A 24,662-nucleotide genomic window follows, 5' to 3' on the forward strand; every position below is an offset into this window, starting at 1 on the left:
ACACCAAACGAAGTTATTCTAACAAACCGCCGTATACCGAACGGTACGTACGGTGGTGTGAGGAGACAGCAGGGAAACTAATTCCCTGCTTCTTACTCGATTATAGTTTTTTGTTGTTTGGTCGATTTTCAAATTCTTTTCGATTAGGTTAAGGGTGGCACAATTGGGTTATAACGAATTCCGTACTTAGATTGCCAGATACGCGTCCTGCTGAATTTATTTCAGCATCTATTGAAACAGAACAACTCAAATTAGAGATCCTGAAACAAGTTCAGGAAGATGATTGCGCTTAGGATTCAGGAATACGGTATTGCCAGATACGCGTCCTGCTGAATTTATTTCAGCATCTATTGTAGCAGAACAAATCAATTTAAAGATCCTGAAACAAGTTCAGGAAGACGATTGCTCTTAGGATTCAGAAAGACGATTGCTCTAAGGATTCAGGAATACGATTGCTCTAAGGATTCAGGAATACGATTGCTCTTAGGATTCAGAAAGACGATATTGCCAGATACGTGTCCTGCTTAATTTATTTCAGCATTTATTGTAACAGAATAACTCAATTTAAAGATCCTGAAACAAGTTCAGGAAGACGATTGCTCCTAGGATTCAGGAATACGATTGCGCTTAGGATTCAGAAAGACGATTGCGCTTAGGATTCAGGAATACGATATTGCCAGATACGCGTTCTGCTGAATTTATTTCAGCATCTATTTACAAAACAACTCAAGTTAAGATCCTGAAACAAGTTCAGGAAGACGATTGCGCTTTGGATTCAGGAAAACGATTGCTCTTAGGATTCAGGAATACGATTGCTCTTAGGATTCAGGAATACGATATTGCCATGCATGCGTCTTGCTGAATTTATTTCAGCATCTATTTACAAAAACTACTCAAATTAGAGATCCTGAAACAAGTTCAGGAAGACGATTGCTCTTAGGATTCAGGAATACGATATTGCCGGGTTTGCGTCCTGCTGAATTCATTTCAGCATCTATTTACAAAAACTACTCAAATTATAGATCCTGAAAAAAGTTCAGGAAGACGATTGCTCCAAGGATTCAGGAATACGATTGCGCTTAGGATTCAGAAAGACGATATTGCCAGATATGCGTCCTGCTGAATTTATTTCAGCATCTATTTACAGAAACTACTCAAATTAGAGGTCCTGAAACAAGTTCAGGAAGACGATTGCGCTTAGGATTCACGAATACGATTGCTCCTAGGATTCAGGAATACGATATTGCCAGATACTCGTCCTGCTGAATTCATTTCAGCATCTATTTACAAAACAACTCAAGTTAAGATCCTGAAACAAGTTCAGGAAGACGATTGCGCTTTGGATTCAGGAAAACGATTGCTTTTAGGATTCAGGAATTCGATTGCGCTTTGGATTCAGGAAGACGATATTGCCAGATACGCGTCTTACTGAATTTATTTCAGCAACTATTGTAGCAGAACAACTCAAATTAAAGATCCTGAAACAAGTTCAGGAAGACGATTGCTCATAGGATTCAGGAAGACGATTGCTCTTAGGATTCAGGAATACGGTATTGCCAGATACGCGTCCTGCTGAATTCATTTCAGCATCTATTTGCAAAAACAACTCAAGTTAAAGATCCTGAAACAAGTTCAGGAAGACGATTGCTCTTAGGATTTAGGAAGACGTTTGCTCTTAGTATTCAAGAATACGATATTGCCAGATACGCGTCCTGCTGAATTTATTTCAGCATCTATTGAAACAGAACAAATCAATTTAAAGATCCTAAAACAAGTTTAGGAATACGATTGCTCTTAGGATTCAGGAAGACGATTTTTGAATGCTAAAATCAAAACTGGTTTGCAAGTGATTTCCCTTACTAATCTCCCGCTCCATTTCTACATAATTGTTAAAGCCTGTTAAATAACAAAATTTAACAATTCATCGCGATACATTCGCATATAAATTAAATTACAATGAATTTTAAAATACTCAATTTAGCTGTTTTTTCTATTATACTGGGTGGTCTTTCTGTTCGAGCACAAGATGTAGAAGAAAATATCCGGATGGTTAAACCTTTCAAGGCCGATGGCGTATCAAATGAATGGAACGAGCCGCTTAACCAATACAATGATGCCACTAAACTTGCTTTTGCCCTTGCAAACGATGATAAAAATCTATACATCATTATAGAATCGCTAGACCCACAAACCACTTTTAGTGTATTAAGGGGCGGAATTACGCTTAACATCAATACTGAAGGCAAGAAAAAGGATGGAATGAAGTTGACTTTTCCTTTAATGGATAGGCCTCCAATGCCAACAGAAGGAGAAGAACACCATGCGCCTCTATCGCCTGACGGAGCAACACACGATCCTGTAGCGATGAATAAAAGCATTCGAGTTTCGGGATTTAAAAATATACCCGATGGTGAGTTGCCAGCTACAAACCAAGTTGGATTAGAAACTGGAATGAGCATTCATCCCAATAGAGACCTAATTTACGAGTTGAGCATTCCATTAGCACAATTACAGGTAGGTTTAGATCTTAAAAAAGCTTTGGTTTATAATATAAAAATTAATGAACCAAATAAATCTGGCTTTAAGAGAGAAGGTAAACCTGGAGGTGATGGCAATAGCAGAGGGAGATCAGGCGGTAGAGGCGGAATGGGTAGCGGAGGTATGGGCCGTGGCGGCATGGGCGGCGGTGGAAGAATGGGAGGTGGAGGTCAGCGACCATCGGATGGTGGTGAATCGACAGCAAAAACTTCTGATTTTTGGATAAAGTATAAGTTGGTAAAGGCTTAACCTACTGATTTTACCATTACGCATAAATACTTCATTGTGAGATAGTTGAGGAAAAAATCTTTAAATTTTAACGTAAAAAGTAATCAACAAATTCAGACTGAAGTGTAAAAGGAAATACAGAGTTGTCAACTTTCTGGCCGTTTGGCTATAGAAGTTGACAACTCTCCTTAATTAATACTCCCTGGCCATTAATTGCTCTGTAAGCGTTAATAGATTTGATTTCTTTTCATCACTCACATTAATCTGTGCGAATACTGCTAAAGCTTTGTTAAGGTAATTGTTCATGCTTTCTTTGGCAATATCCTGAATGTCCAAAGTATCGTATACCTGGCGTACAGTATCTATTTTTTCTTGTGAGTTAAATTCTTTATATGCCGTCCAGGTATCTAATGAAGCCCTGGTTTCTCCATCGGCAAGTTCAAAGGCTTTTAATAAGAGAAAGGTTTTTTTATTGGCAATAATATCGCCACCAACCTGTTTCCCGAATTTTTCAGGATCAGCGTAAACATCTAAAATATCATCCTGTAATTGAAAAGCAATACCAATGTTTTCGCCAAACTGATAAATTAAATCTGCATCTTTTTCTGATGCACCAGCGATGATTGCTCCAAGCTTTAATGCGCCACCTAAGAGAACAGCCGTTTTTAACCTGATCATGTTGATGTATTCTTCAATACTTACGTCATCGCGGCCTTCAAATTCCATATCCAGTTGCTGGCCTTCGCAAACACCTTGTGCAGTTGCATTAAATGTGTTTAATACAGGACCTAAGAATGCAGAATTAACTTTTGCGAGGTTTTTGTTCGCTTCAACCATCATTACATCACCACTTAAAATGGCAATATTTGTGCTCCATTTTTCGTGTACAGTAGCTTTGCCTCTGCGCAGTGGTGCATTGTCCATAATGTCGTCGTGAACCAGTGTGAAGTTATGAAAAACCTCAATGGCCATTGCGGCGTGGATTGATTCATTTGCATCTTCTCCAAACAATTCTGTTGCCATCAAAACCAGGAGTGGCCTAACACGTTTGCCACCAAGGTTGATAATGTAAGTAATCGGATCGTAAAGCTGTTTTGGGTGATCCGGAAACTTTAAATTTTGTATTGCAGTATCTAAAATTTGTTGTAATTGCTCTGTAGTATGCATTTGTAATTATTGCGAAAACACTGTGTTTAAGACACAATTTTATATTTTTTAATCTGGAATTAAGGTGAAATCGATTTGTCGTTTAGAAAGATCTACTTTTTTCACCCTAATCATCACTTCATCTCCCAACTGGTACTTTTTCTTTTTACGCTGACCAACAATACAGTAATTTTTCTCATCGAGTACATAAAAATCGTCTGATATATCCCTTAAACGGATCATTCCTTCGCATTTGTTCTCTTCGATTTCTACGTACATGCCCCATTCAGTAACACCTGAAATAATGCCTTTATATTCGGTACCGATATTGTTTTCTAAGTATTCGGCTTGTTTGTATTTAATGGAAGCGCGTTCTGCATCTGCAGCTCTTTTCTCCATCGCTGATGAATGTACACAGGCCACTTCGTAAAATTCCATATCAGCCGATTTGCCGCCATCCAAATAAGTTTGTAAAAGCCTGTGTGCCATTACATCGGGATAACGACGGATAGGGGAAGTAAAGTGGGTATAATATTCGAATGCCAGGCCATAATGACTGGTTTTTTTAGTTGAATATATGGCTTTTGCCATTGAGCGGATCGCAAGCGATGTAAGAATATTTTGTTCTTTTTTTCCTTCAACATCAGCCATTAAATTATTTAAAGATTTGGCAATTTCTTTGTCTGATTTTGTATTGATTTTGTAACCGAAACGGGAAGCAAAAGTTGCAAAGGTATTTAAGGTTTCCATGTTTGGCGAATCGTGTACCCGATAAACAAAAGTTAATTTGTCTTTTCCCTTTGTTTTCTTGGCAATAAATTCGGCTACTTTCCGATTGGCCAAAAGCATATAATCTTCGATGAGTTTATGCGCATCTTTACGTTCTTTAACATATACACCTATTGGTTTTCCAGATTCGTCTAATTTGAATTTTACTTCGGTACTTTCGAAACTGATGGCACCATTTTTAAATTTACGATCGCGCAGAATATAAGCCAACTCATTCAGTTTTAAAATCTCCTGAGCGTAGTCTCCAGCCTTGTTCTCGATTACTTCCTGTGCTTCTTCATAACTGAACCTCCTGTCTGAATGGATAACCGTTCTTCCATACCATTCGGATTGAATATTGGCTTGCTCATCCAGTTCGAAAACTGCTGCAAAGCACAATTTGTCTTCGTGAGGACGTAATGAACATACACCATTACTTAAGCGTTCGGGCAACATCGGAATTACACGATCTACCAGGTAAACAGAAGTGGCACGGCTGTACGCTTCTTTATCCAGTTCAGTTCCCTGAATTACATAGTGTGAAACATCAGCAATATGTACCCCGATTTCATGATTTCCGTTAGGAAGTTTTTGATAAGAGATGGCGTCATCGAAATCTTTCGCATCAGCCGGATCTATGGTAAAGGTTAAAACATTTCTAAAATCTTTTCTTTTGGCAATTTCTGATGAAGGAATTTCTTCAGGAATGGCGTTTGCTTCACGTTCCACTTGTGGAGGAAATTCGAGTGGGAAACCGTATTGTGCTAAAATTGCATTCATTTCGGTATTATTCTCACCCTGGTTGCCCAACACGTGTTTAACAATTCCTATTGGATTTTTAGCACTTTCGGGCCAATCTGATAAGGTTACCAATACGCGCTGACCGTTTTTTGCATCATGGGTATCGGCCAGAGGGACAAAAATATCGTGCATCATTTTTTTATCGTCTGCAATTACAAAAGCAAAACGATCGGATATTTTAATTACACCAGTGAAATCTGATTTGGCTCTTTTTATAATTTCAACAACTTCACCGTCATTTTTACGGCCGCTTTTTTTCGCGAAAACATAAGCCTTTACAGTGTCGCCGTGTAAAGCATTTTTAAGCTTACGTGGGGCAACGAATATATCTTTCTCAAATTCATCTTCGGGTACAATGTATGCGGAACCATCGGCAGTCATATCAACCGTTCCGATTATGAAGTTTTGAAGTTCTTTAAGTTTAAATTTACCTTTTTCAGGCTCTAAGAAAATTCCTGCACCTTTTCCCTCTTTTAAGATTTCCAGAATCGTTTCTCTAGATTCCTGATCGTTCAAATTTAATTTCGCCGAAACCTGCTTGTAATTAAGCAGCTGATTATTGTTTTTTTCAAAAACATCACTAACCAATTGATTCAGAACCAATTTTATATTTGCCGATTTTTTCTTTGCCATATGCTAAACTGAATTTACCGAAGATACAGAAAAGATGCTCAGGATGGAAAATATAGCAGACAATATGTAAAATGAATGATGGTTTTTAGTTCATCTGTTTATCGTCTATTTGTGGATTGATATTTGAAATTTCCTACGGTTTTATGTTTCATGATTCATTTTCAATAACAGTGAAGCTAGCGATCTGACTATTAACTATTGACCAACATCCATTAAAAAATAAATAAAATTTCATTTTTAACCCTATTTCCGTTAATCGTAGCATCTTATAAGCTACAAGCCCGTGCTTAACTTAATCTCAGCATAGTTAATCTTTTTTCTTTCTGCTGTGTAGGTTAAATGTATGTTTCCTTTTTTGTCCTGAATAATTGCTGGGTAGCTGTATTCACCTTTGTCGTGCTTTTCCAAAGTGTAAATGTCCTGCCAGTTTTTTCCATCTGCAGAAATAGCTAATTTCAAAATTGATCTTCCTTCCCACCAATTTTTTCCTGATATTAAAGGATTGTAAATCAACAATTGCCTTCCATCCGCTAAAGTAACTGCATCGCTTCCTGAATTTGGATTTGGCATAGTTGTGGCACTTAGTTTAGACCAGTTTTCGCCATTATCTTCCGACCAGCTTTCTACAATTACATTTTGCCTGCTTCTACATAACAACTGTAATTTTCCGTTAGGATAAGATAAAATAGAGGGTTGTATTACTCCGAAAGTATCACAATTGATTTCAATTTTCTTCCAGTTTTTTACATCACTATCAGATTTTTCAATGTGAATTTTCCATGTTTTTTCATCTAAACTCTCGGTGCTTGATGGATATAGAATTGTTCCGTTTTTAAGCTGAACAGGTTTATTTTTTATCGGACCTAAAAACCCCTGAGGAAGCTTTTTAGCAGCCGACCAGGTTTTGCCGTCATTATTTGATATTTTATATTCTGCCCACCATGCCCTGGGGTTTGCACCAACTTTATAATGTAAAAATAAAGTTCCGTTTCTGGTTTTAAACAATACAGGGTTCCAACAGGCTATCGGAAGGTTATTACTTGTTATGCCTGTGGCAATTTTAATGGGTGTACTCCACTTGCCATGTTCTTGTGTTGCTATCCAAATTGCAACATCGTTACTTCCTTCATGTTTTCCGCCAAACCAGGCGGCCATTATTGTGCCTTTTTTCAGCTCGCAAAGTGTAGAGGCATGGCAGGCTTCAAATGGTGCATGCTCAAAAATACTCTCTCTTTTTATAACTGTAACCAACGTATTTCGTTGAGCAATGCAGTTAAAAGAAAGTAAAAAGAGTATGATTAACAAAAATATTTTTTGCTTAGGCATAGCAATTAATTTCCAGGAATGGCGGCGATTAATTTTTTGGTATATTCTGCTTTTGGGCTATAGAATATTTGTTCAGGAAAACCTTCTTCTTCAATTTTTCCTTTATTCATAACCAATATCCGATCTGAAATATGTTTTACAACGGCTAAATCATGAGAAATGAAAATATAGGTAAGCCCAAATTCGCGCTGAAGATCCTTAATTAGGTTTAAAACCTGTGCCTGTACTGAAACATCCAGGGCGGATACGGATTCATCACAGATGATGAATTTAGGTTTTAAGGCCAAAGCCCTGGCAATTACTACGCGCTGTCGTTGCCCGCCACTAAACTCATGTGGATACCGGTTATAATGTTCAGCTTTTAAACCTACTTTATCCAACAATTCCAACACCTTTTGTTTACGTTCGGCATCATTGTGGTGTAGTTTATGAACTTGTAAGGGTTCTAATATCGACTGACCAATACTTAATTTAGGATTTAGCGAGGCGTAGGGATCCTGAAAAATGATTTGAATGTCTTTCCTTAATTTTCGCAGATCACTTTTTGAAATGTGTGTAATATCATCTCCATCGAATATGATTTCGCCAGATGTTGGCTGGATCAATCTTAAAATGGTACGCCCCAGCGTAGTTTTACCACAGCCAGATTCACCAACCAAACCTAAAGTCTCGCCAGGAAATACTTCGAAATTTAAATTATCAACAGCTTTAACATAATCAGTTGTTTTGCCAAATATACCCTGGTTTATGGGATACCAGGTACATAAATTCTTAATCTGGAGCAAAGGTTGTTGTGCATACAATTTCTCCCTTCGCGCTTCAATCTCAGTCGCAGTTAATTGATTTGCTGCTTGTAAATGTGCTGAAGCATCTTCAATCTTTCCGGTGAGGAAATCAGCTACGATAGGCAATTTCTTTAATTGTAAGTTAGGGGAGGGCCTGCAGGCGAGTAAACCTTTGGTATATGGGTGTTGAGGATTTTCAAAAATTGATTTTGCCGGTCCTTGTTCTACAATTTCACCTTTGTACATTACGGCAACTTCGTCGGCAATTTCATTTACTACCCCCAAATCGTGAGAAATAAAAATCATTGCCATATTCCGTTCCTGTTTCAGTTTTAACAGGAGCTGTAAAATTGTTTTCTGAACAGTAACGTCTAAAGCTGTCGTAGGTTCGTCGGCGATTAATAATTTTGGATCGCAACTTAATGCCATGGCAATCATTACCCTTTGCTTTTGTCCGCCTGATATTTGGTGAGGGTAACTGTCGAAAATTTTTTCTGGTCGTGGTAACTGCACTTCGTTAAAAAGTGCGATGGTATGTTTTTTTGCTTCAGTTTTACCCACTTTTTGATGCAGCATAATGGCTTCAGCCACCTGTTCACCACAAGTAAAAACTGGATTTAGAGAAGTCATAGGTTCCTGGAAAATCATTGAAATCTGATTTCCCCTGATCTGACGGATTTCGTTTGAGCTGAGATTGAGCAAACTAATGTCTTCAAAATCGATATCTCCGGTGATTTTTGCCGATTTTTCATCATGTAAGCGCATAATGGAGAAAGAGGTTACCGACTTCCCGGAGCCTGATTCGCCAACAATACCCAAAACAGTTCCTTTTTTTACATTAAAACTAATCTGTTTTACAGCCTTAAACCAAGTTTTCTCATCTTGGTTATAAAAATCGATATTTAAATGCGCAACGTTTAACATTAGGCTACAATTGTAATGTTTTCTGCTGGAATAACATCCATACCTTTAAATTTTAACAGTACCTGGGCGGTAGTAATTACATCTTTCTGGCAATAGGTAACAATCCGATCGAGATTTTTTTCTTCATAATAAACCTGCCTTACCTGAGCGCCATTAATGTCATCTTTAGGCGTGGGGATGTCTAAAATTGCTGCCAATAAATTTAAAGAGGTAAAATGTTTGTAATCGCCAAATTTCCAGAGTTCCATCGTATCAATATGATTTACTTCCCAAGGTTTTTTACCCGAAAGTTGTAGCTGAACAGGTATTTCAATTCCATTTACGAGTAACCTGCGGCAAATATAGGGGAAATCGAATTCCTTTCCATTGTGTGCACAAAACATTAAGGTTGGTATCTGTTTACTTAATAAAGATGAAAATTGTTGCAATATTTCCTTTTCATCGTCACCAAATAAGGATTTGATTCTCAAAGTACTTGATTTTTCGTTTTCATTGTAAATTCCCATGCTGATACAGATGATTTTTCCAAATTCAGCCATTATTCCGGCTTTTTCGTAAAACTCTTCTGCCGTTTGTTCAGAATTTCGCTGATAATGCGTTTTTTGATCCCAAAGTTCTTGAAATTGTGGAGGTACATCTTGATAAGATGGGTATTGTGGTACAGTTTCGATATCGATAACCATAACCTGATTGAGATCTAACGCCTTTAGCATAATATAAATAGGTTTCTGTCAACAATTTACAATTTTGATTTCAAAATCTCCTATGCAAACAATTAAACATTACAACTTAAATTTTATAAGTTTGGATTATGGCGAAGAGTAAATTTGAGCAATCTTTAGCAGACGGCGTTCACCAACAGCTTCAAAGTTTGATAGGCACCTGGAATGGGACAACCAAAACCTGGTTCGAAAAGGATTTGCTCGCAGATGAATCTCCAGTTGAAGCAAAAATTACTTCAATTTTGGGTAACCGTTTTATTTCTCTTGATTACCAGGGAAGTTTAGAAGGAAAAGCTGTTGAAGGCAAAATGATTATCGGTTTCGATATTCCTTACCAAAGATTTACAACAAGTTGGATAGATAGTTTCCACATGGGTACGCAGATTATGCTTTCGAGAGGTGAGGCTACAACAAAAGGTTTTTCTGTTTTTGGCGAATACGGCAATCCGGAATATGGTGAGCAGCTTTGGGGCTGGCAAACAACTTTGGAAATTATTGCAGATAATGAGTTTATATTAACCGCCTTTAATGTTTCTCCGGAAGGTGAAGAAGCAAAAGCTACAGAAACGGTTTACAAGAGAAAATAATTTAGAAAAGTCGTCATTCCCAACCCGATAGCTATCGGGTTGATTGGGAATCTTAATAGCTCGTGTAAGGTGTATTAAGATTCCCGCATACGCGAGAATGACGTACCGTAAATAAAACTAAAATAAGCTTGGTGAAGCCTGATTTGCCATTACCGGAATTTTTAAATCTGTTCCAACAGCTTTATTCAGCTTTTCAGTAAAATAAGCTGAAAACAAGGGTGAGGATAGTTCAACATTCTGGTGTACAAAGAAATATAGGTTTTGTAAACCTTGTTCTTTCCAAATTACAATTCTTTCAATCCAGTCGTTTAAACGTTTTTTATCAATTTCATCATCATTTGCACCTACAAAGCGCACAAAAGCTGTTGGGGTAGTTAAACGCATATGGAGCATATCTCTTCGGCCAGCAGTATCAACAATAATATTTGAAATGCCATTTTCCTGAAATAACTGTGCAAATTCATTGGCAATAGCAGGGTTTGAAAACCATTCGGTATTTCTGACTTCAACCCCTAAAGGAATTACTTTCGGAAACTCATTAATTACAATTTTTAACCTTTCGAAATCTTTGGGTTTAAAATTATCATGCAATTGAAGAAAAGCCATTCCTAATTTATCTTCAAAATTACTGATGGCATCGCAATATTGTTCTACAGGTTCTTTAACGTTGATTAATCTTTTAAAGTGACTGATGGTATTGGTCAGTTTTGGGAAAAACTTAAAATCTGCCGGTGTTTTTTGCGTCCAGGTAATTACTTGCTCGCTCGTTGGCATTCCATAAAATGTAGCATTGAGCTCAATCGAATTAAATTGTGTAGAATAATAAGTTAATTCATCTTTTGTTCCTTTTGGATAAAAACCTTTCAAGTCGGCCTTATTCCATTTTGCACAGCCTACATAAGCTTTAAAGGATTGTTTTGGTTTATTTGCTGCCAAAACTGCTTCCGTTTCAGGAGCATCCGCAGGGAGGGTATAATCTATAATCGAAGGGTCGTCTACTTTACCGAATTGCATTTAAAAATTTATTAAGTGATACTTATTACATTTACTTCCTCTTTTTTATTTAAAAGAACTTCTAATGCTGAATTAATCTTTGGTTCTAATTTTTGCCAAAAAAGTTTATTTGAACAATTGCCGAATTTAATAAGAATAAGCTTGGGAGGAGCACCAAACCAATCGATTAATTCTTTAAAATCTGAATCCTTGGATATAATTATAACATTCTTTTTAATTTGAGCCATTCTAAAAATGGTAAAGTCATCTACCGAATGTAAGTTTAGACTAAAAGAAGATTTTGTTTTAAAATTTGTGTATTCTGAAAGCCATTTGGCAATAATAGGGGATATATTGGTGTCGGTCCAAATTTCCCAATTATTCATACATTAAGTCCTCATTTACTTTTTGTGCGCTATACAAGAGAACCGCTCTAATATCTTCTTTCTCGAGGATGGGATGTTCCTCTAATATTTGATCTTCACTCATGCCGCTTGCCAATAATTCCAGTACATCAGAAACTGGGAATCTTAACCCACGCACTGTAGGTCTTCCTCCCATCAAACCATCTGTTGCAATGATCCGATCGAATAACTTAATTTGTTCATGTGCCATACTCAAATATAAAAAAAATACCCCAGTAAAAAAACCGGGGTATTTGTATGTTTTGTAATGTTTGACTTTGTTTTTTGTATATCTCAGATTGAACTGCGACTGATTTAGTAACCCAGAATCTTCAATACTTGCTTGCTGTTTTGTTCTTCTCCAAAAACCTCAAAATTGAAACTTTCATCGCGGTTTCTGCGGATCAAAACATGTTTTGGACTTGGCAATAAACAGTGGTGAATACCACCATAACCGCTTAGTACCTCCTGGTAAGCCCCGGTATGGAAGAAGCCTAAATACTGAACTTTACGTGTTTTAGGCATAAATACGCTGTTCATATGTGCTTCCTGGTTGTAATAATCCTGTCCATCACAGGTTATTCCACCTAAGTTAACCCGCTCATATTCAGCATCCCAGTTATTGATTGGCAATAAAATGTATTTTTGGTTTAGTGCCCAAACATCAGGTAAATTTGTGATGAAAGAACCATCCAACATTAACCAGCGCTCACGGTCATTCTGCTGTTTACGGCCCAATACTTTGTAAAGGATACCAGAAGCCTCAGCAACCGTGTATTTACCAAATTCAGTAATAATATCTGGCTCCATTACTTCGTGGATGGCGCAGATTTCTTTAATCCTTTTTACAATTTCGTTTACCATATATTCGTAATCGAAATCGAATACCAGCGAATCTTTAAATGGCATTCCACCACCGATATCCAGGGTATCTAAATCAGGATTGATTTTTTTGAACTTGCAATAAAGTGTTACGTATTTCTCTAACTCATTCCAATAGTATGGCGAATCGGTAATTCCTGAGTTGATGAAAAAGTGTAATAATTTAACCCTGAAATTAGGATTATGAACGATTTTGTTATTGTAAAAATCAATAATATCTTCCATACGCACACCTAAACGCGAAGTATAAAACTGCGAATCAGGTTGCTCTTCAGCAGCAATGCGGATACCTAGGTTACAAGGGGTATCAATATCAACCTCATCATCAAAAAGATTAAACTCTTCTTTATTGTCTAAAACCGGGATAATATTGGTATAACCATCATGCAACATATCAATGATATATTGTTTGTACTGATAGGTTTTAAAGCCGTTACAAATAATGGTGGTATCTTTCGTTAACACACCTTTTTTCTCCAAGGCATCAACCATTGGCATATCAAAAGCCGAAGATGTTTCTAAGTGGATGTTGTTTTTTAAAGCTTCTTCTACAATATGCTTAAAATGCGAGCTTTTTGTACAGTAGCAATATTTATAATCGCCACGATAATTGTTCTTTAAAATAGCGGTCTGGAAAAGAATCTTCGCCTGCTGAATCTTCTTACTCACCATTGGTAAGTACGTGAAACGTAGGGGAGTACCGTAAGTTTCGATCATTTCCATCAGGTTTAAATCCTGAAAATATAACTCATCATCTATAACATCGAAACCCTCTTGAGGGAAACCAACACTTAGATCAAGAAATTCTGAGTAACTCTGCATTTACTTTTAAATAATTTTTGCAAAAATGTAATTTTAAATCGAGAATTAATCTTTAATAAAAATATTTTTACTGTAAGGAAACGCTTAGCCTAACTACAAAAAATATTGGTAAATTGTTTTAGTAAGAAAATGTGTGGTTATGTTTAAATAATCACCTGTAAATCAGTGCTTTGTATAGAATAGTGTTAAGCGTTTTCAAAGCAAGGCACTATTTTATGGGTTTAGGTTGGCCCTGCGCTAAACTGTATCCTTATAAGAATGGGATGATCGTTCTGATCCAGATTTATTTTGCAAAAACTGTGCTTTTATTTTGGTTTAATAGCGAGCAGTCTTATCAATCCTAAAATAATACATTATCCTTTGCGAAGGTATTTGGTTAAAATTACAATGGTTTGTCCTTCAACCTTACCTTCAATTTGCTCAGTATTATCATGAACCAAACGGATATTTTTAACTACGGTACCCAATTTAGCGCTCAAAGTTGATCCTTTAACATCAAGGGTTTTAACCAATACCACGGTATCGCCTTCAAATAAGCGCGTTCCGTTACTGTCTTGATGAAATTCTACTGTTCCATCTTGCTCGTGATCGCCGGTTTTTTTAGCCCAATCCAAAGTTTCCTCTTCAAGGTATAAAATATCCAGACTATCTGCTGCCCAACCTTCATTTCTCAATCTGCTCAACATTCTCCAGGCAACAACCTGTACCGGGGCAAATTCCGACCACATGGTTTCGGTTAGTATTTTCCAATGTTCAGGATTAAGCTGTTCGGTTTTTTCAATCTGGTTTAAGCAGGTTTTACATACTAAAATGCTGTTATCGCTATTGGCATTGCTGGTTGGCGGTACTTCGTACACCGTTAAATTGGTTTCAGCAGTGCATAATTCGCATTTATTGCCCGAACGGGATTGTAATTCTTGTGCTAAAGACATATTGATACTGGATTTTTGGCGAAAGTAATAAAACTAATCGGAATAGATGATTGTAAAAAGGGGAGAAGTAAATATAGATTGTCATTTCGCCGGCATTAGAGAGAGACTGTTTTCTGATCATTTGGAAAGCAGGTTCCTGTTTTATAGGTTGGGGTTAGTCCTGCTCTTCATTTTACTTCGTTGCACTCGTGTTCATTCCGATCAGGTTTATTAAATCAGCCCGGTGCTGCTATTTGAAGGTTGAATAGCGAGTGTGCTAACGCGATAGAATTTTCCGTGTGCTCCGAGTCTCCATGGCAAAACTAAAAATGGTTCGTGGAGACACGAACCATGGCGAGGGATAAATACAGTTCAAAGATTTCTCCATTTCGCTGCGCTCCAGTCGAAATAACGACTGATTTTTACAACATTTCATTATTAACTCATTCACATGATTGTTGGCTAACGAGCTAATCTTTTATAGCTACAATTTACTCGGCAAATGTATCTCAGCCAGCATGCATCTTGCACTGCCGCCGCCATTTTTTTCGATCGTGTAAAGTGGTGCGTAAATGATTCTGCTGTATTGTTCAAGTGCAGTTATCTGTTCGGTGTTTAAAGATAGATAAGCTTGCTCAGACATCACCAATAAACTTTCATCATCCACATTGGTAACCTGTAGCATATTACCTGCAAATTTGTTCATTTGCTCAAGGCTGATTTCAATGATTTCTTTTCCACTTCCTTTTAAACTGATGGTTACATTTAATTTTTCTTCCGGATCTTTAATGGAGTCCAGGCAGATAACCGCAAAGCGATCGCCAATACACATCATCACATTGGTGTGGTAAATCGGGAAATTTGATCCATCAACGGCTTGAAAAGCCACTGGCTCAAATCCGGTTAGCATACAGAAATTGTTCAACACTTCTTCATCAGTGCGCACACTTAAACAGGCATAAGCAATTTTATTGGTACGATCCAATACCATACTTCCTGTACCTTCTAAAAAAGCGTGTTGCTGTTCATAAAAGCTTAAATCGCTGATGTGGTTAACTTCGAAATTCTCTTTTAATCCATCCAGAATTTCTTTCCTTCGCTCTAAGCGGCGGTTTTCAGAAAACATCGGGTAAAGATATACTGAGCCATCATCATGAAAAGAAACCCAGTTGTTTGGAAAAATGGAATCTGGTGTTTCGGGTTGTAAAGTATCATCTATAACCGTTACATCAACATTATTTTTTCTTAATAAATCCACAAAGGCATCAAACTCTTGTAAAGCCGCTTTTTGCACATCAGTTTCTGTAGATGCAATTTGAAACTTATTATTTCCGGCCGTTTGTGTGTTGAATTTAAAATCAACAGGACGGATCATGAGGATATGGTTTGTTGTTTGCATTCCTTTTCTTTATGCGTCATTCTGAATTCATTTGAGGAACTCTTTTTATTAAGATGCCAAAATAAATTCGGTATGACGATGGGTAAATTTATAAATTGTCTCTTAAAATTGGCAGGCTCATACAATGAAAACCACCACGGGCACGCGATAGTTCTGCCGAAGGCATTAAAATCAATGTATCGGTTATGGTTTCCGCATTTACTTTGCCACTTTCTAAATCCTCAATCAAATCTTTCACATCCACTACATCAAAGCCAGCAGCTTTAAAGGCTTCAACGGTTTTATCATTTCTATCGTAACCTAAAACAACACCTTCTTTAATGGCTAAAAGGTTGCAAGAATCTGTCCATTGCTCACGAGAATCGTAGGGGAACTGATTGTTTCCGCTATAGATGATTTGTGTTGGTTCGGTACTTTTTAAATCGTTCTGACTAATATCATTCAATAAAGCTTCTACATGTTCGAAGTGTTTTGGCTCTTGTGGGTTTGCTTTCGTAAATTGAATTGCGGTGGTAGCTTCTAATTTTTCGGGCTCTTTTAAAAAATTAATGGGCTCGTAAGGATTATATTTAGGCGAATGGGCAATCGAATTTAAAATTACCCAGGTATTGCGTTTAACCTGTGTAAAAACGGTGTCTAGGTGCATATAATCACGTTTGCTTGGTATTTTAACCACCGTAACTTTTTCTACCACATCCTGATCGAACAACAATTTTATCGCTTCGTTGGCGCCATGTTCTGAGGTTCTTTCACTACAACCAATCAGCACATGGTTAGGACTCACCATCATCACGTCGCCACCTTCTAAAGTGGTGCTGAAAGCAGGCTCATCACCGGGGCGTAAAAAGTGCATGGTAACATCCGGAATTTCAAGAATGTTATTGCGATAGCCCTCAAACAGTGGATGATTGAAGAAAATATAGCGCATTAAAAGCGTTTCTCTAACGCGAGCTTTTTTTGCAGGTTTATTTAACAAGATGTGGTTATTGATTGTTGTACCCACATCCCTGGTAAAAATTAAATTGGGAATCGGCGCAAAAATCATGGTATCGTTGGCCAAAGTACCTGAGATGAAAATCTCTGCCAATTGCTTTGGATCGGTATTGGTTAATGCTAACTGCACTTTGTAAGTACAGCCTTCAATCGCACAAACAGCAGCAACCAGTTTTTTGCGGATAGATTCATTCTCCAGCATTTCACTTAACAAATTCTGAATCTCAATTACAGATGTAGAATTATGAAAATCAGGATGATTGGGTTTATAAAAATTACGTGCTGAGGCTTCTGAATCTATTTCGGCCAATTTTCCTTTAATCTTATCAGGATCAAGAAAATACATCAGCAACTTGATATAATAATCGTATTCTCCTTTACGGATGGTATCTAAATGTACAATATCTTCGAAAAGCCAATCCTGCGCTTTAGAAGGTACCACTTTGCCTAATCCACTATCCGGACTGTGTATCAATAATTTACGCAAGCGACCGATTTCGGTATTTACGCTCACTTTAAAATTTTGGTTCTGCTCGCTCATAAAAAAGTTAGTTATTGCAAATCTATTAGAAAAATTCAGATAAGAGAATTGAGTTGATAGATTTGAGATAGACCAATATGGAGATAGGTTTATTTATTGCACAAAACTAACCTCCTTAAACCTTATTGAAGCGACAGCTCCCGATTCCTTCAATCGGGACTATAGCGGAAAGAAGGACTATCGGAACCGATTCGCACTATATTAGCTTTCCAAACCCTTTAAAAGCTCGAAAACCTTCCACCTTAAGCCTTTCACCTTCCACCTTTTTTACATATTTTTGGCGCATGAATTTTATTATTGCCGAAACGCAAAAAGCCATTTCTGAACTTTATAAGGAAGAGATAGCCGAAAGTGTAATCAACATACAAGAAACCCGTAAAGAATTTGAAGGACAAGCAACTATAGTTGTTTTTCCGATTACTAAAATTTCGAAGAAATCGCCAGAGCAAACCGCTACAGAAATTGGCGAATATTTGGTTGCTAACGTAGCCGATATTACTAAATTTAATGTGGTTAAAGGCTTTTTAAACTTAAGCATTGCCGAAAGTTATTTCTTAAAACAGTTTAACGAAGAAATCTTATCCCACAATTTTGGCGTTTTTGCACCGAACGGTAAAAAGGTAATGGTAGAATATTCTTCGCCAAATACCAATAAGCCGCTTCACCTTGGGCATGTACGTAATAACTTGTTGGGCTATTCGGTTTCAGAATTGCTAAAAGCTTACGGTTACGATGTAGTGAAAGTAAATTTGGTGAACGATCGTGGCATCCACATTTGTAAATCGATGTTGGCCTGGCAAAAATGGGGCAATGGCGAAACGCCAGAAAGTACCGGTTTAAAAGGTGATCACCTGGTTGGCAAATACTATGTAATTTTTGATAAAGAATACAAAAAAGAAATTGATGCTTTAAAAGCTGAAGGACAAACAGAAGAGGAAGCTAAGAAAAATGCCCCATTAATTAAGGAAGCGCAACACATGCTTTTGAAATGGGAGCAAGGGGATAAAGAAGTGGTTTCGCTTTGGAAAACCATGAACGAATGGGTATATGCTGGCTTTAATGTTACATATAAAAACCTGGGAGTTGATTTTGATAAATTTTATTACGAAAGCAATACCTACCTGTTAGGGAAAGGAACAGTTGATGAAGGTTTAGCAAAAGGCGTTTTCTTTAAAAAGGAAGATGGTTCGGTATGGATTGATTTAACTGCCGATGGTTTAGACCAAAAATTAGTTTTGCGTGCTGATGGAACTTCCGTTTACATTACACAGGATTTAGGAACTGCTGAGATGAAACACGACGATTTCGATATGGATGAGTCGATTTACGTTGTGGGAAATGAGCAGGATTACCACTTTAAAGTATTGTTTCTGATTTTAGAAAAACTAGGCAAAAGCTGGGCGAAAGGTTTATATCACCTTTCATATGGCATGGTAGATTTGCCAAACGGTAAAATGAAAAGCCGTGAGGGAACTGTTGTAGATGCCGACGAGTTAATTGAAAGCATGGTTACTACCGCCCGCGAAAAAACGGAAGAATTGGGTAAAACCAACGATTTTAGTGAAGAAGATAAAGAAGAACTGTATAAAAATATTGGTTTAGGGGCTTTAAAGTATTTTCTTTTAAAGGTGGAGCCTAAGAAGCGTTTGTTATTTAATCCTGCTGAAAGTATTGATTTTCAAGGTAATACAGGTCCTTTTATTCAGTATACACATGCAAGGATAAAATCTTTACTAAGTAAAACCGATTATAAGTTCGCAGTGGGCAGTGAGCATTTTTCAGGAATATCAGCAGTAGAATTGGAAATGATTCTGCAACTGGCCAAATACCCTGCAGAAATTGCTATTGCGGCTAATGCTTATAGTCCGGCAAGTTTGGCCAATTATCTATACGAACTGGCGAAACTATTCAATAAATTTTACCATGAGGTACCACCAATCGTAAAAACTGAAGAAGGTGAAACGAAACAGTTCCGTTTAAACCTGAGCAAAAAAACGGCTGATATTATTCACGCCGGAATGTTGATTTTAGGTATTACTTCGCCAGAGCGGATGTAAGGTGGAAGAGGTAGGATTGAAAATGGAGATGAGATTATGGATGTGCGCATAGAATCTTACTATCTTAAAAATCTAGTTCTGTGATGTACGAATTGATATTACTCTGTCTGGTGGCGTTTGCTGCCGGGTTTATAGATGCTATTGTAGGTGGCGGCGGTTTATTACAAACTCCCGCCATTTTGCTTATTTTACCCCATTATCCTGTAGCAACCCTTTTAGGAACTACAAAAATTCCATCTTTAGCAGGTACCACGCTTGCAGCATTTAAATATTCTAAACAGGTCCGTTTTAATTATAAGGTACTTACCGCTTGTGTGCTTACTGCATTTTGTGCTGCGCTTTTGGGTGCTTTTCTGGTGAGCAGGATCGATAATTCTGTCATCAAACCCGTAATTCTGGTTGTGCTGATTTTGGTTGCACTTTATACCTACTTTAATAAACAGTTTGGTATACATCAGGTAAAAGATCATTCCGTTAAAAAACAGGTATTAATGGCGGGTTTGTTTGGGATAGTGATTGGTTTTTACGATGGATTAATCGGGCCGGGAACGGGCTCTTTTCTTATTTTAGTTTTTATAGCGGTATTGGGATTTGACTTTATCGGAGCCAGTGCACATGCAAAAATTGTAAATATGGCCACAAATTTAGCAGCAATTATCTATTTCAGTTCTTCCGGACATATTCTGTTTCAATACGCAATTCCTATGGCTATTTTTAACTTAACAGGTGCTTTTTTTGGGACGAAATTAGCTTTGTTAAAAGGGAATAAGTTTATCAGGGTATTTTTCCTGATTGTAGTTTTCGGAACGATTTTAAGATTTGCCTATGATATTGTGAAAGTTTGGATATTATAATGGAAGTACATGGATAAATAATTAAAGATCAGATTTTTCACAAAACATTCTTTTATAGAAAATAGCATATCCAAAAAAGCATCGCCAGATTAAACCAGCGATGCTTTTTCATTTTATGAACAATCAACAATTGACTATTAACTATTAGCCATTTACTCTCAACTATCAACCATTAACTATCAACTATCAACCATTGACTATTGACCATTAACTATCAACTATAAACCATCAGCTATCCTTCTCAATCCCAGTTTTAGTTGCCACAGGTTTCCTTTTTCGAAAGATTGGAAAAGTCATTGGGCTTCTAGCGGGCCGTTCATCACCAAGGAGTACACCCCACTGTTTAAATGATTCAGTACGGTCGAAGATAATTTTTAATACCGCCACAATTGGAAGGGCAAGGAACATCCCGGAGATGCCAGCTATACTTCCACCGATAAATACACCAAGAATGGCAAAGAGTGCATTGATTTTTACTTTTGAGCCTACAATCCTAGGCATCAATATATTGTTATCCAGAAACTGAACAAAAGCAATTACACCTAAAACTGTAACCACCGGCCACAATTCTTGTGAGGAGGTTAGGGTAAGCAATACACCAATTACGTTACCAATTAAGGCACCCACATAAGGGATCAGGTTTAAGATGGCAAAAATAACACCTATTAAAAGCGCATGTTTAATGCCGATCAGCATCAATATACCACCCAATAAAATCGTCATATAGGTGATTTGAATCAGGAGTCCGATTAAATAGCTTTTGATAATGGATTCTGTTTCGTAAATCGCTTCTTTAACTTTAGGGTGATCGTCGGTTTTAAACCACATAAAAATGAAGCGCAATAAAATGTCTTTATAAAAAAGCATCAGGTAAATATAGATGGGCAACAAACCTATAAATACAAAAATGCCACTTAGCGTTACAGCTGCACCACCAGCAAGCGAGGTGCCCATATTCATTAAATCGTCGCTTTTGTCTTGTATAAATGCTTTTTGCTGTTTGTCGTTATAGTGCGTAATTCTACTGATCCAATCACTTAACGAATTGATATGCTGGGTAACATTGGCTTTTATTTGAGGGAAATCTTTAACTAAAATGCCAATCTGGTTGGAAAAAAACCAAACAATTAGTCCAACAAAAAGCGCAACCAACAAAATTGATATAATAATGGAAAACGATTCGGGGATTTTCTTCCTTTTTAAAAAACGGTAAACAGGTAAGAGCATAATGCTAATGAAAAAGGCCATTAACATTGGCATGATAATATCCCGTCCGATTACCATAACCGCTACAATAGCCATTAGGCCCATTAACTCAATAGATCGTTTAACGGTTAGTGGTAAATTGTTAGTCATAAAAGCTTAGTCTGATTTCAGTTTTAAACACCATTGTTGTGAAAAAGTTTTAATTAGTTGGTTTAGCACCAGAGTTTATGGGTTTGGCGACAGTTGACAGGCTAAGCCTAATGCTAGGTGTGTATATTTATAATTTAATTGATTACCACTTACTTTACCCATAGGTGAAGCAATGAGGAGCAATAAACCAGTTATACCATTAACTAATGAGTCTACAATAAAAAAAATTACTTCTCTCACACCATAATACCCTTGATTAGGCTTATTTTTGCAGCTTTAAAAATACCGCATGTACAATCAAGATACCATTATTGCTTTATCAACTCCTTCAGGTTCTGGGGCCATTGGCGTTATCCGTTTATCTGGTCCGGAGGCTATTTCTTTAACCAATACCGTTTTTGCCGGAAAAGATTTAGAAAAGCAAGCTTCACATACTTTACATTTTGGTTTAGTTAAAGATGGTGATCATATTGTTGATGAAGTAGTTGCAGGATTATTTGTTGCGCCAAAATCCTATACAAAAGAAAATGTGGTTGAGATTTCATGCCATGGTTCTAATTATATTATTCAACAGATAATTAACTTGTTGATTAGTAAAGGTGCACGTGCCGCCAAGCCTGGCGAATTTACTTTACGCGCTTTTTTAAATGGTGCTTTCGATTTAAGTCAGGCAGAAGCTGTAGCAGATTTAATTGCTTCAAACTCTAAAGCTTCGCATGATGTAGCCATGCAACAGATGCGCGGCGGTTTTGCAAATGAATTAAAAGGATTACGTGAGCAACTGATCCATTTCGCTTCGATGATTGAGCTTGAATTGGACTTTGCCGAAGAGGATGTAGAATTTGCCAACCGTGAGCAATTAAAAAACCTGGTTAATAAAATCAACTATGTATTACAGCGCTTAATTTCCTCTTTTGAAATGGGCAACGTAATAAAAAATGGCGTTCCGATTGTTATTGCCGGTAAACCGAATGTTGGCAAATCGACATTATTGAATGCTTTGTTGAATGAAGAGCGTGCAATTGTTTCTGATATTGCAGGTACAACACGCGATACCATTGAAGATGAATTAACGATAGGAGGCATAGTTTTTCGCTTTATCGACACAGCCGGAATCCGCGATACTGCTGATATTATTGAGGCATTGGGCGTTGAGCGTACTTTGGAAAAAATGAAGCAGGCCAAGCTAATTATTTATATGGCCGATGCCGCTCAAAGCATCGAAGAAATTGAAGAGCAAGTACGCGGTTTAGAACAGCTGGCCATTCCATATTTAATTTTAGTAAATAAAGCAGATTTGATTGCTGATGCCCAGCGTAAAGCCTTCGAAGCGTTAAATGTGGTTTTTATCTCTGCAAAAGAGAAACAAGGTATAGATGAATTGAAAATTACTTTACTGGAGCAGGTGAATTTGCACCACATCAATACCAGCGAAACTTTGGTAACAAACATCCGCCATGTAGAAGCCCTTAAACAAACCGAACATGCCTTACAAAATGTACTGGCCAATGTGGATAATCCTGTTACGTCGGACTTTTTAGCGATGGATATTAAGCAGGCTTTACATTATCTTGGTGAAATTACCGGTACCGTTACAACAGATGATTTATTAGAAAATATTTTTACCAAGTTTTGTATCGGCAAATAAATACCTCAATTTCTGCTATTAAATTATAATCACTAATAAATTAGTTTCTTTATTCTAAAGATAATATTAGGATATAAAACTCACTATTTCAATTCATTAACTTCCAATTGTTTCGGTTTTCGTAATAAATTCACAGATACAAAAATTATAAATCCGAATAACCATGTTGAGAATAGTACGATGAAGAAAATCATTCTGATGGACGAATGAAAATAACTTGGCTGGTAAAAAAGCCGGTTCAGGATTTTGATTTTTTCAATTAAGGCATTTCTGTCAAAGTTGTTTCGGATCTGATTTAACTCTTGCTGATCTTTATCCCGAAAACGAAATACATCCTGGGTAAGAGCTGTTGGATTAATAGACGATTCAATCTTATATCTTTTAAATAGTGTATCAAGCTTTTTAAAAGACTGCAATAAAGAATCCTTGTTTAATTTATAAAGTAACCTATACCGTTGTATGGCATTTTGACGCTGCTGTTTAGGTACATTTTGATCTTCAATGGGACTGATCAACATCTTGTTTTCGAGAAAAATGCAAATGTTGTCATCGTATTGCGGATTAACTTCAGATCCTCTGTATATAATTTCTGTGCTGTCTTTTCTAACTGTTTTTGTAATAATTCTTTTCAGTATTTCTTTCTGATCAAAGCCAAAAAAATCAGACGCAGAACTGGTCGCGCCCTTTAACTTTTCATAATCAGAAGTAAGCATTTTTAAGGTATCGATGCTGTAGTAGGCAGTTTGCAGACTAAAATAATCTTTATTGGTTAAATCGTAAAACACAGTGTCTCTCACCTCAACCACGGGGTAGGGCTTTGGATAAAGAATATTGGTTACATTAAATAATGTTTCTGAATTGTAGGCAGAACCAGGGTATAAAAAAGGATTTAGAACATTCAATAAAGTTTTATCAGCGTTGAATTTTTTCTCAGGTAATTCTTGCCTAAGCTTGGCATTTAAGCCGAAACTATAACTGATAAAGAAAGTTAAGGATAGTAAGACTATAGCAAGTAAAGCAGCCCCGATAGTAAGCAGATTTTTAGCAGAGTACTTTTGTTTAGTGTGATTTCTAATTAATAAAATAAGTATCGTTAGTAAAAATAAACCCGTTATAAAGAAGTGGGAAATGGATACGTCATCATAAAACTTAAAACGATAAAATTCAGTATAAATATTGATTTCTTTTATGCCCGCAAATTTAAAATATCCATAAATAAAATAGGCAAAGTGTATAACAGCAAGTACAATGGCAGATTTTAAGAGAAACTTTTTTAGATTATGGCTCATATGGTTTAAAGCTGATTTTTCGGCTAAAATTTTTAGGTTCGGGATATAATGAAAC

General features: G+C 36.9%; 19 protein-coding genes. 5 read left to right on the forward strand and 14 right to left on the reverse strand.

Translation table 11 applies throughout. The features are described from left to right. Window positions 1-1,956 precede the first annotated feature (1,956 nt). Window positions 1,957-2,787 carry a hypothetical protein gene (locus ASE74_RS13990; RefSeq protein ID WP_055910222.1) on the forward strand — a complete coding sequence of 277 codons (831 nt, stop codon included), beginning with the start codon at window positions 1,957-1,959 and terminating at the stop codon, window positions 2,785-2,787. Between the two features lie 171 nt (window positions 2,788-2,958). On the opposite strand, the gene ASE74_RS13995 is transcribed toward ASE74_RS13990, so the two are convergent. The 5 genes from ASE74_RS13995 to ASE74_RS14015 form a co-directional block, all read right to left on the reverse strand. Further along, complete coding sequence (locus tag ASE74_RS13995; RefSeq protein ID WP_055910224.1) at window positions 2,959-3,933, reverse strand: polyprenyl synthetase family protein; 975 nt, start codon at window positions 3,931-3,933, stop codon at window positions 2,959-2,961. Window positions 3,934-3,981: 48 nt separating this feature from the next. Then, window positions 3,982-6,114 carry a ribonuclease R gene (rnr, locus tag ASE74_RS14000; protein WP_055910228.1) on the reverse strand — a complete coding sequence of 711 codons (2,133 nt, stop codon included), beginning with the start codon at window positions 6,112-6,114 and terminating at the stop codon, window positions 3,982-3,984. Window positions 6,115-6,387: 273 nt separating this feature from the next. Next, window positions 6,388-7,365, reverse strand: coding sequence for an exo-alpha-sialidase (locus ASE74_RS14005; protein WP_235526095.1), 978 nt, complete (start codon window positions 7,363-7,365; stop codon window positions 6,388-6,390). 80 nt (window positions 7,366-7,445) lie between these two features. Beyond that, window positions 7,446-9,149 carry an ABC transporter ATP-binding protein gene (locus ASE74_RS14010; RefSeq protein WP_055910234.1) on the reverse strand — a complete coding sequence of 568 codons (1,704 nt, stop codon included), beginning with the start codon at window positions 9,147-9,149 and terminating at the stop codon, window positions 7,446-7,448. Further along, the gene (locus ASE74_RS14015) at window positions 9,149-9,862 is read right to left on the reverse strand and encodes a 3'-5' exonuclease (RefSeq protein ID WP_055910244.1); all 714 of its coding nucleotides are present in this window, start codon (window positions 9,860-9,862) and stop codon (window positions 9,149-9,151) included. The genes ASE74_RS14010 and ASE74_RS14015 overlap by 1 nt, the downstream gene beginning before the upstream one ends. 98 nt (window positions 9,863-9,960) lie before the next feature. Between ASE74_RS14015 and ASE74_RS14020 the strand changes: the two genes are divergently transcribed. Next, window positions 9,961-10,458 carry a DUF1579 domain-containing protein gene (locus ASE74_RS14020; RefSeq protein ID WP_055910246.1) on the forward strand — a complete coding sequence of 166 codons (498 nt, stop codon included), beginning with the start codon at window positions 9,961-9,963 and terminating at the stop codon, window positions 10,456-10,458. A 117-nt stretch (window positions 10,459-10,575) separates the two neighbouring features. On the opposite strand, the gene ASE74_RS14025 is transcribed toward ASE74_RS14020, so the two are convergent. The 7 genes from ASE74_RS14025 to ASE74_RS14055 form a co-directional block, all read right to left on the reverse strand. Continuing rightward, window positions 10,576-11,472, reverse strand: coding sequence for a DUF72 domain-containing protein (locus tag ASE74_RS14025; RefSeq protein WP_055910249.1), 897 nt, complete (start codon window positions 11,470-11,472; stop codon window positions 10,576-10,578). An 11-nt stretch (window positions 11,473-11,483) separates the two neighbouring features. After that, window positions 11,484-11,837, reverse strand: coding sequence for a DUF5615 family PIN-like protein (locus ASE74_RS14030; RefSeq protein WP_055910253.1), 354 nt, complete (start codon window positions 11,835-11,837; stop codon window positions 11,484-11,486). Then, on the reverse strand, window positions 11,830-12,066 hold the full coding sequence (locus ASE74_RS14035; RefSeq protein ID WP_082458783.1) for a DUF433 domain-containing protein: 237 nt from the start codon (window positions 12,064-12,066) through the stop codon (window positions 11,830-11,832). The genes ASE74_RS14030 and ASE74_RS14035 overlap by 8 nt, the downstream gene beginning before the upstream one ends. 104 nt (window positions 12,067-12,170) lie before the next feature. Next, complete coding sequence (locus ASE74_RS14040; protein WP_025146786.1) at window positions 12,171-13,559, reverse strand: arginine decarboxylase; 1,389 nt, start codon at window positions 13,557-13,559, stop codon at window positions 12,171-12,173. A gap of 353 nt (window positions 13,560-13,912) precedes the next feature. Beyond that, window positions 13,913-14,491, reverse strand: coding sequence for a PhnA domain-containing protein (locus ASE74_RS14045; RefSeq protein ID WP_055910256.1), 579 nt, complete (start codon window positions 14,489-14,491; stop codon window positions 13,913-13,915). Window positions 14,492-14,954: 463 nt separating this feature from the next. Continuing rightward, entirely contained in the window at window positions 14,955-15,869 is a 915-nt protein-coding gene (gene ctlX / locus ASE74_RS14050) for a citrulline utilization hydrolase CtlX (RefSeq protein WP_055910258.1), read from the reverse strand. A gap of 88 nt (window positions 15,870-15,957) precedes the next feature. Further along, the gene (locus ASE74_RS14055) at window positions 15,958-17,403 is read right to left on the reverse strand and encodes an arginine deiminase family protein (protein WP_055910260.1); all 1,446 of its coding nucleotides are present in this window, start codon (window positions 17,401-17,403) and stop codon (window positions 15,958-15,960) included. A gap of 284 nt (window positions 17,404-17,687) precedes the next feature. On the opposite strand from ASE74_RS14055, the gene argS reads away from it, so the two are divergent. Then, on the forward strand, window positions 17,688-19,460 hold the full coding sequence (argS, locus tag ASE74_RS14060; protein ID WP_055910263.1) for an arginine--tRNA ligase: 1,773 nt from the start codon (window positions 17,688-17,690) through the stop codon (window positions 19,458-19,460). Window positions 19,461-19,543: 83 nt separating this feature from the next. After that, on the forward strand, window positions 19,544-20,314 hold the full coding sequence (locus ASE74_RS14065; protein ID WP_055910265.1) for a TSUP family transporter: 771 nt from the start codon (window positions 19,544-19,546) through the stop codon (window positions 20,312-20,314). 228 nt (window positions 20,315-20,542) lie between these two features. Here the strand turns inward: ASE74_RS14065 and ASE74_RS14070 are convergent, their stop codons facing one another. Continuing rightward, a complete protein-coding gene (locus ASE74_RS14070) occupies window positions 20,543-21,670 on the reverse strand; it encodes an AI-2E family transporter (protein WP_055910267.1) in 1,128 nt (375 codons plus the stop codon). 289 nt (window positions 21,671-21,959) lie between these two features. On the opposite strand from ASE74_RS14070, the gene mnmE reads away from it, so the two are divergent. Then, on the forward strand, window positions 21,960-23,318 hold the full coding sequence (mnmE, locus tag ASE74_RS14075; protein ID WP_055910269.1) for a tRNA uridine-5-carboxymethylaminomethyl(34) synthesis GTPase MnmE: 1,359 nt from the start codon (window positions 21,960-21,962) through the stop codon (window positions 23,316-23,318). 83 nt (window positions 23,319-23,401) lie between these two features. On the opposite strand, the gene ASE74_RS14080 is transcribed toward mnmE, so the two are convergent. Continuing rightward, window positions 23,402-24,607 carry a hypothetical protein gene (locus ASE74_RS14080; RefSeq protein ID WP_055910433.1) on the reverse strand — a complete coding sequence of 402 codons (1,206 nt, stop codon included), beginning with the start codon at window positions 24,605-24,607 and terminating at the stop codon, window positions 23,402-23,404. Window positions 24,608-24,662: the final 55 nt, after the last annotated feature.

This window comes from Pedobacter sp. Leaf216, assembly GCF_001421515.1.
Taxonomy (GTDB): domain Bacteria; phylum Bacteroidota; class Bacteroidia; order Sphingobacteriales; family Sphingobacteriaceae; genus Pedobacter.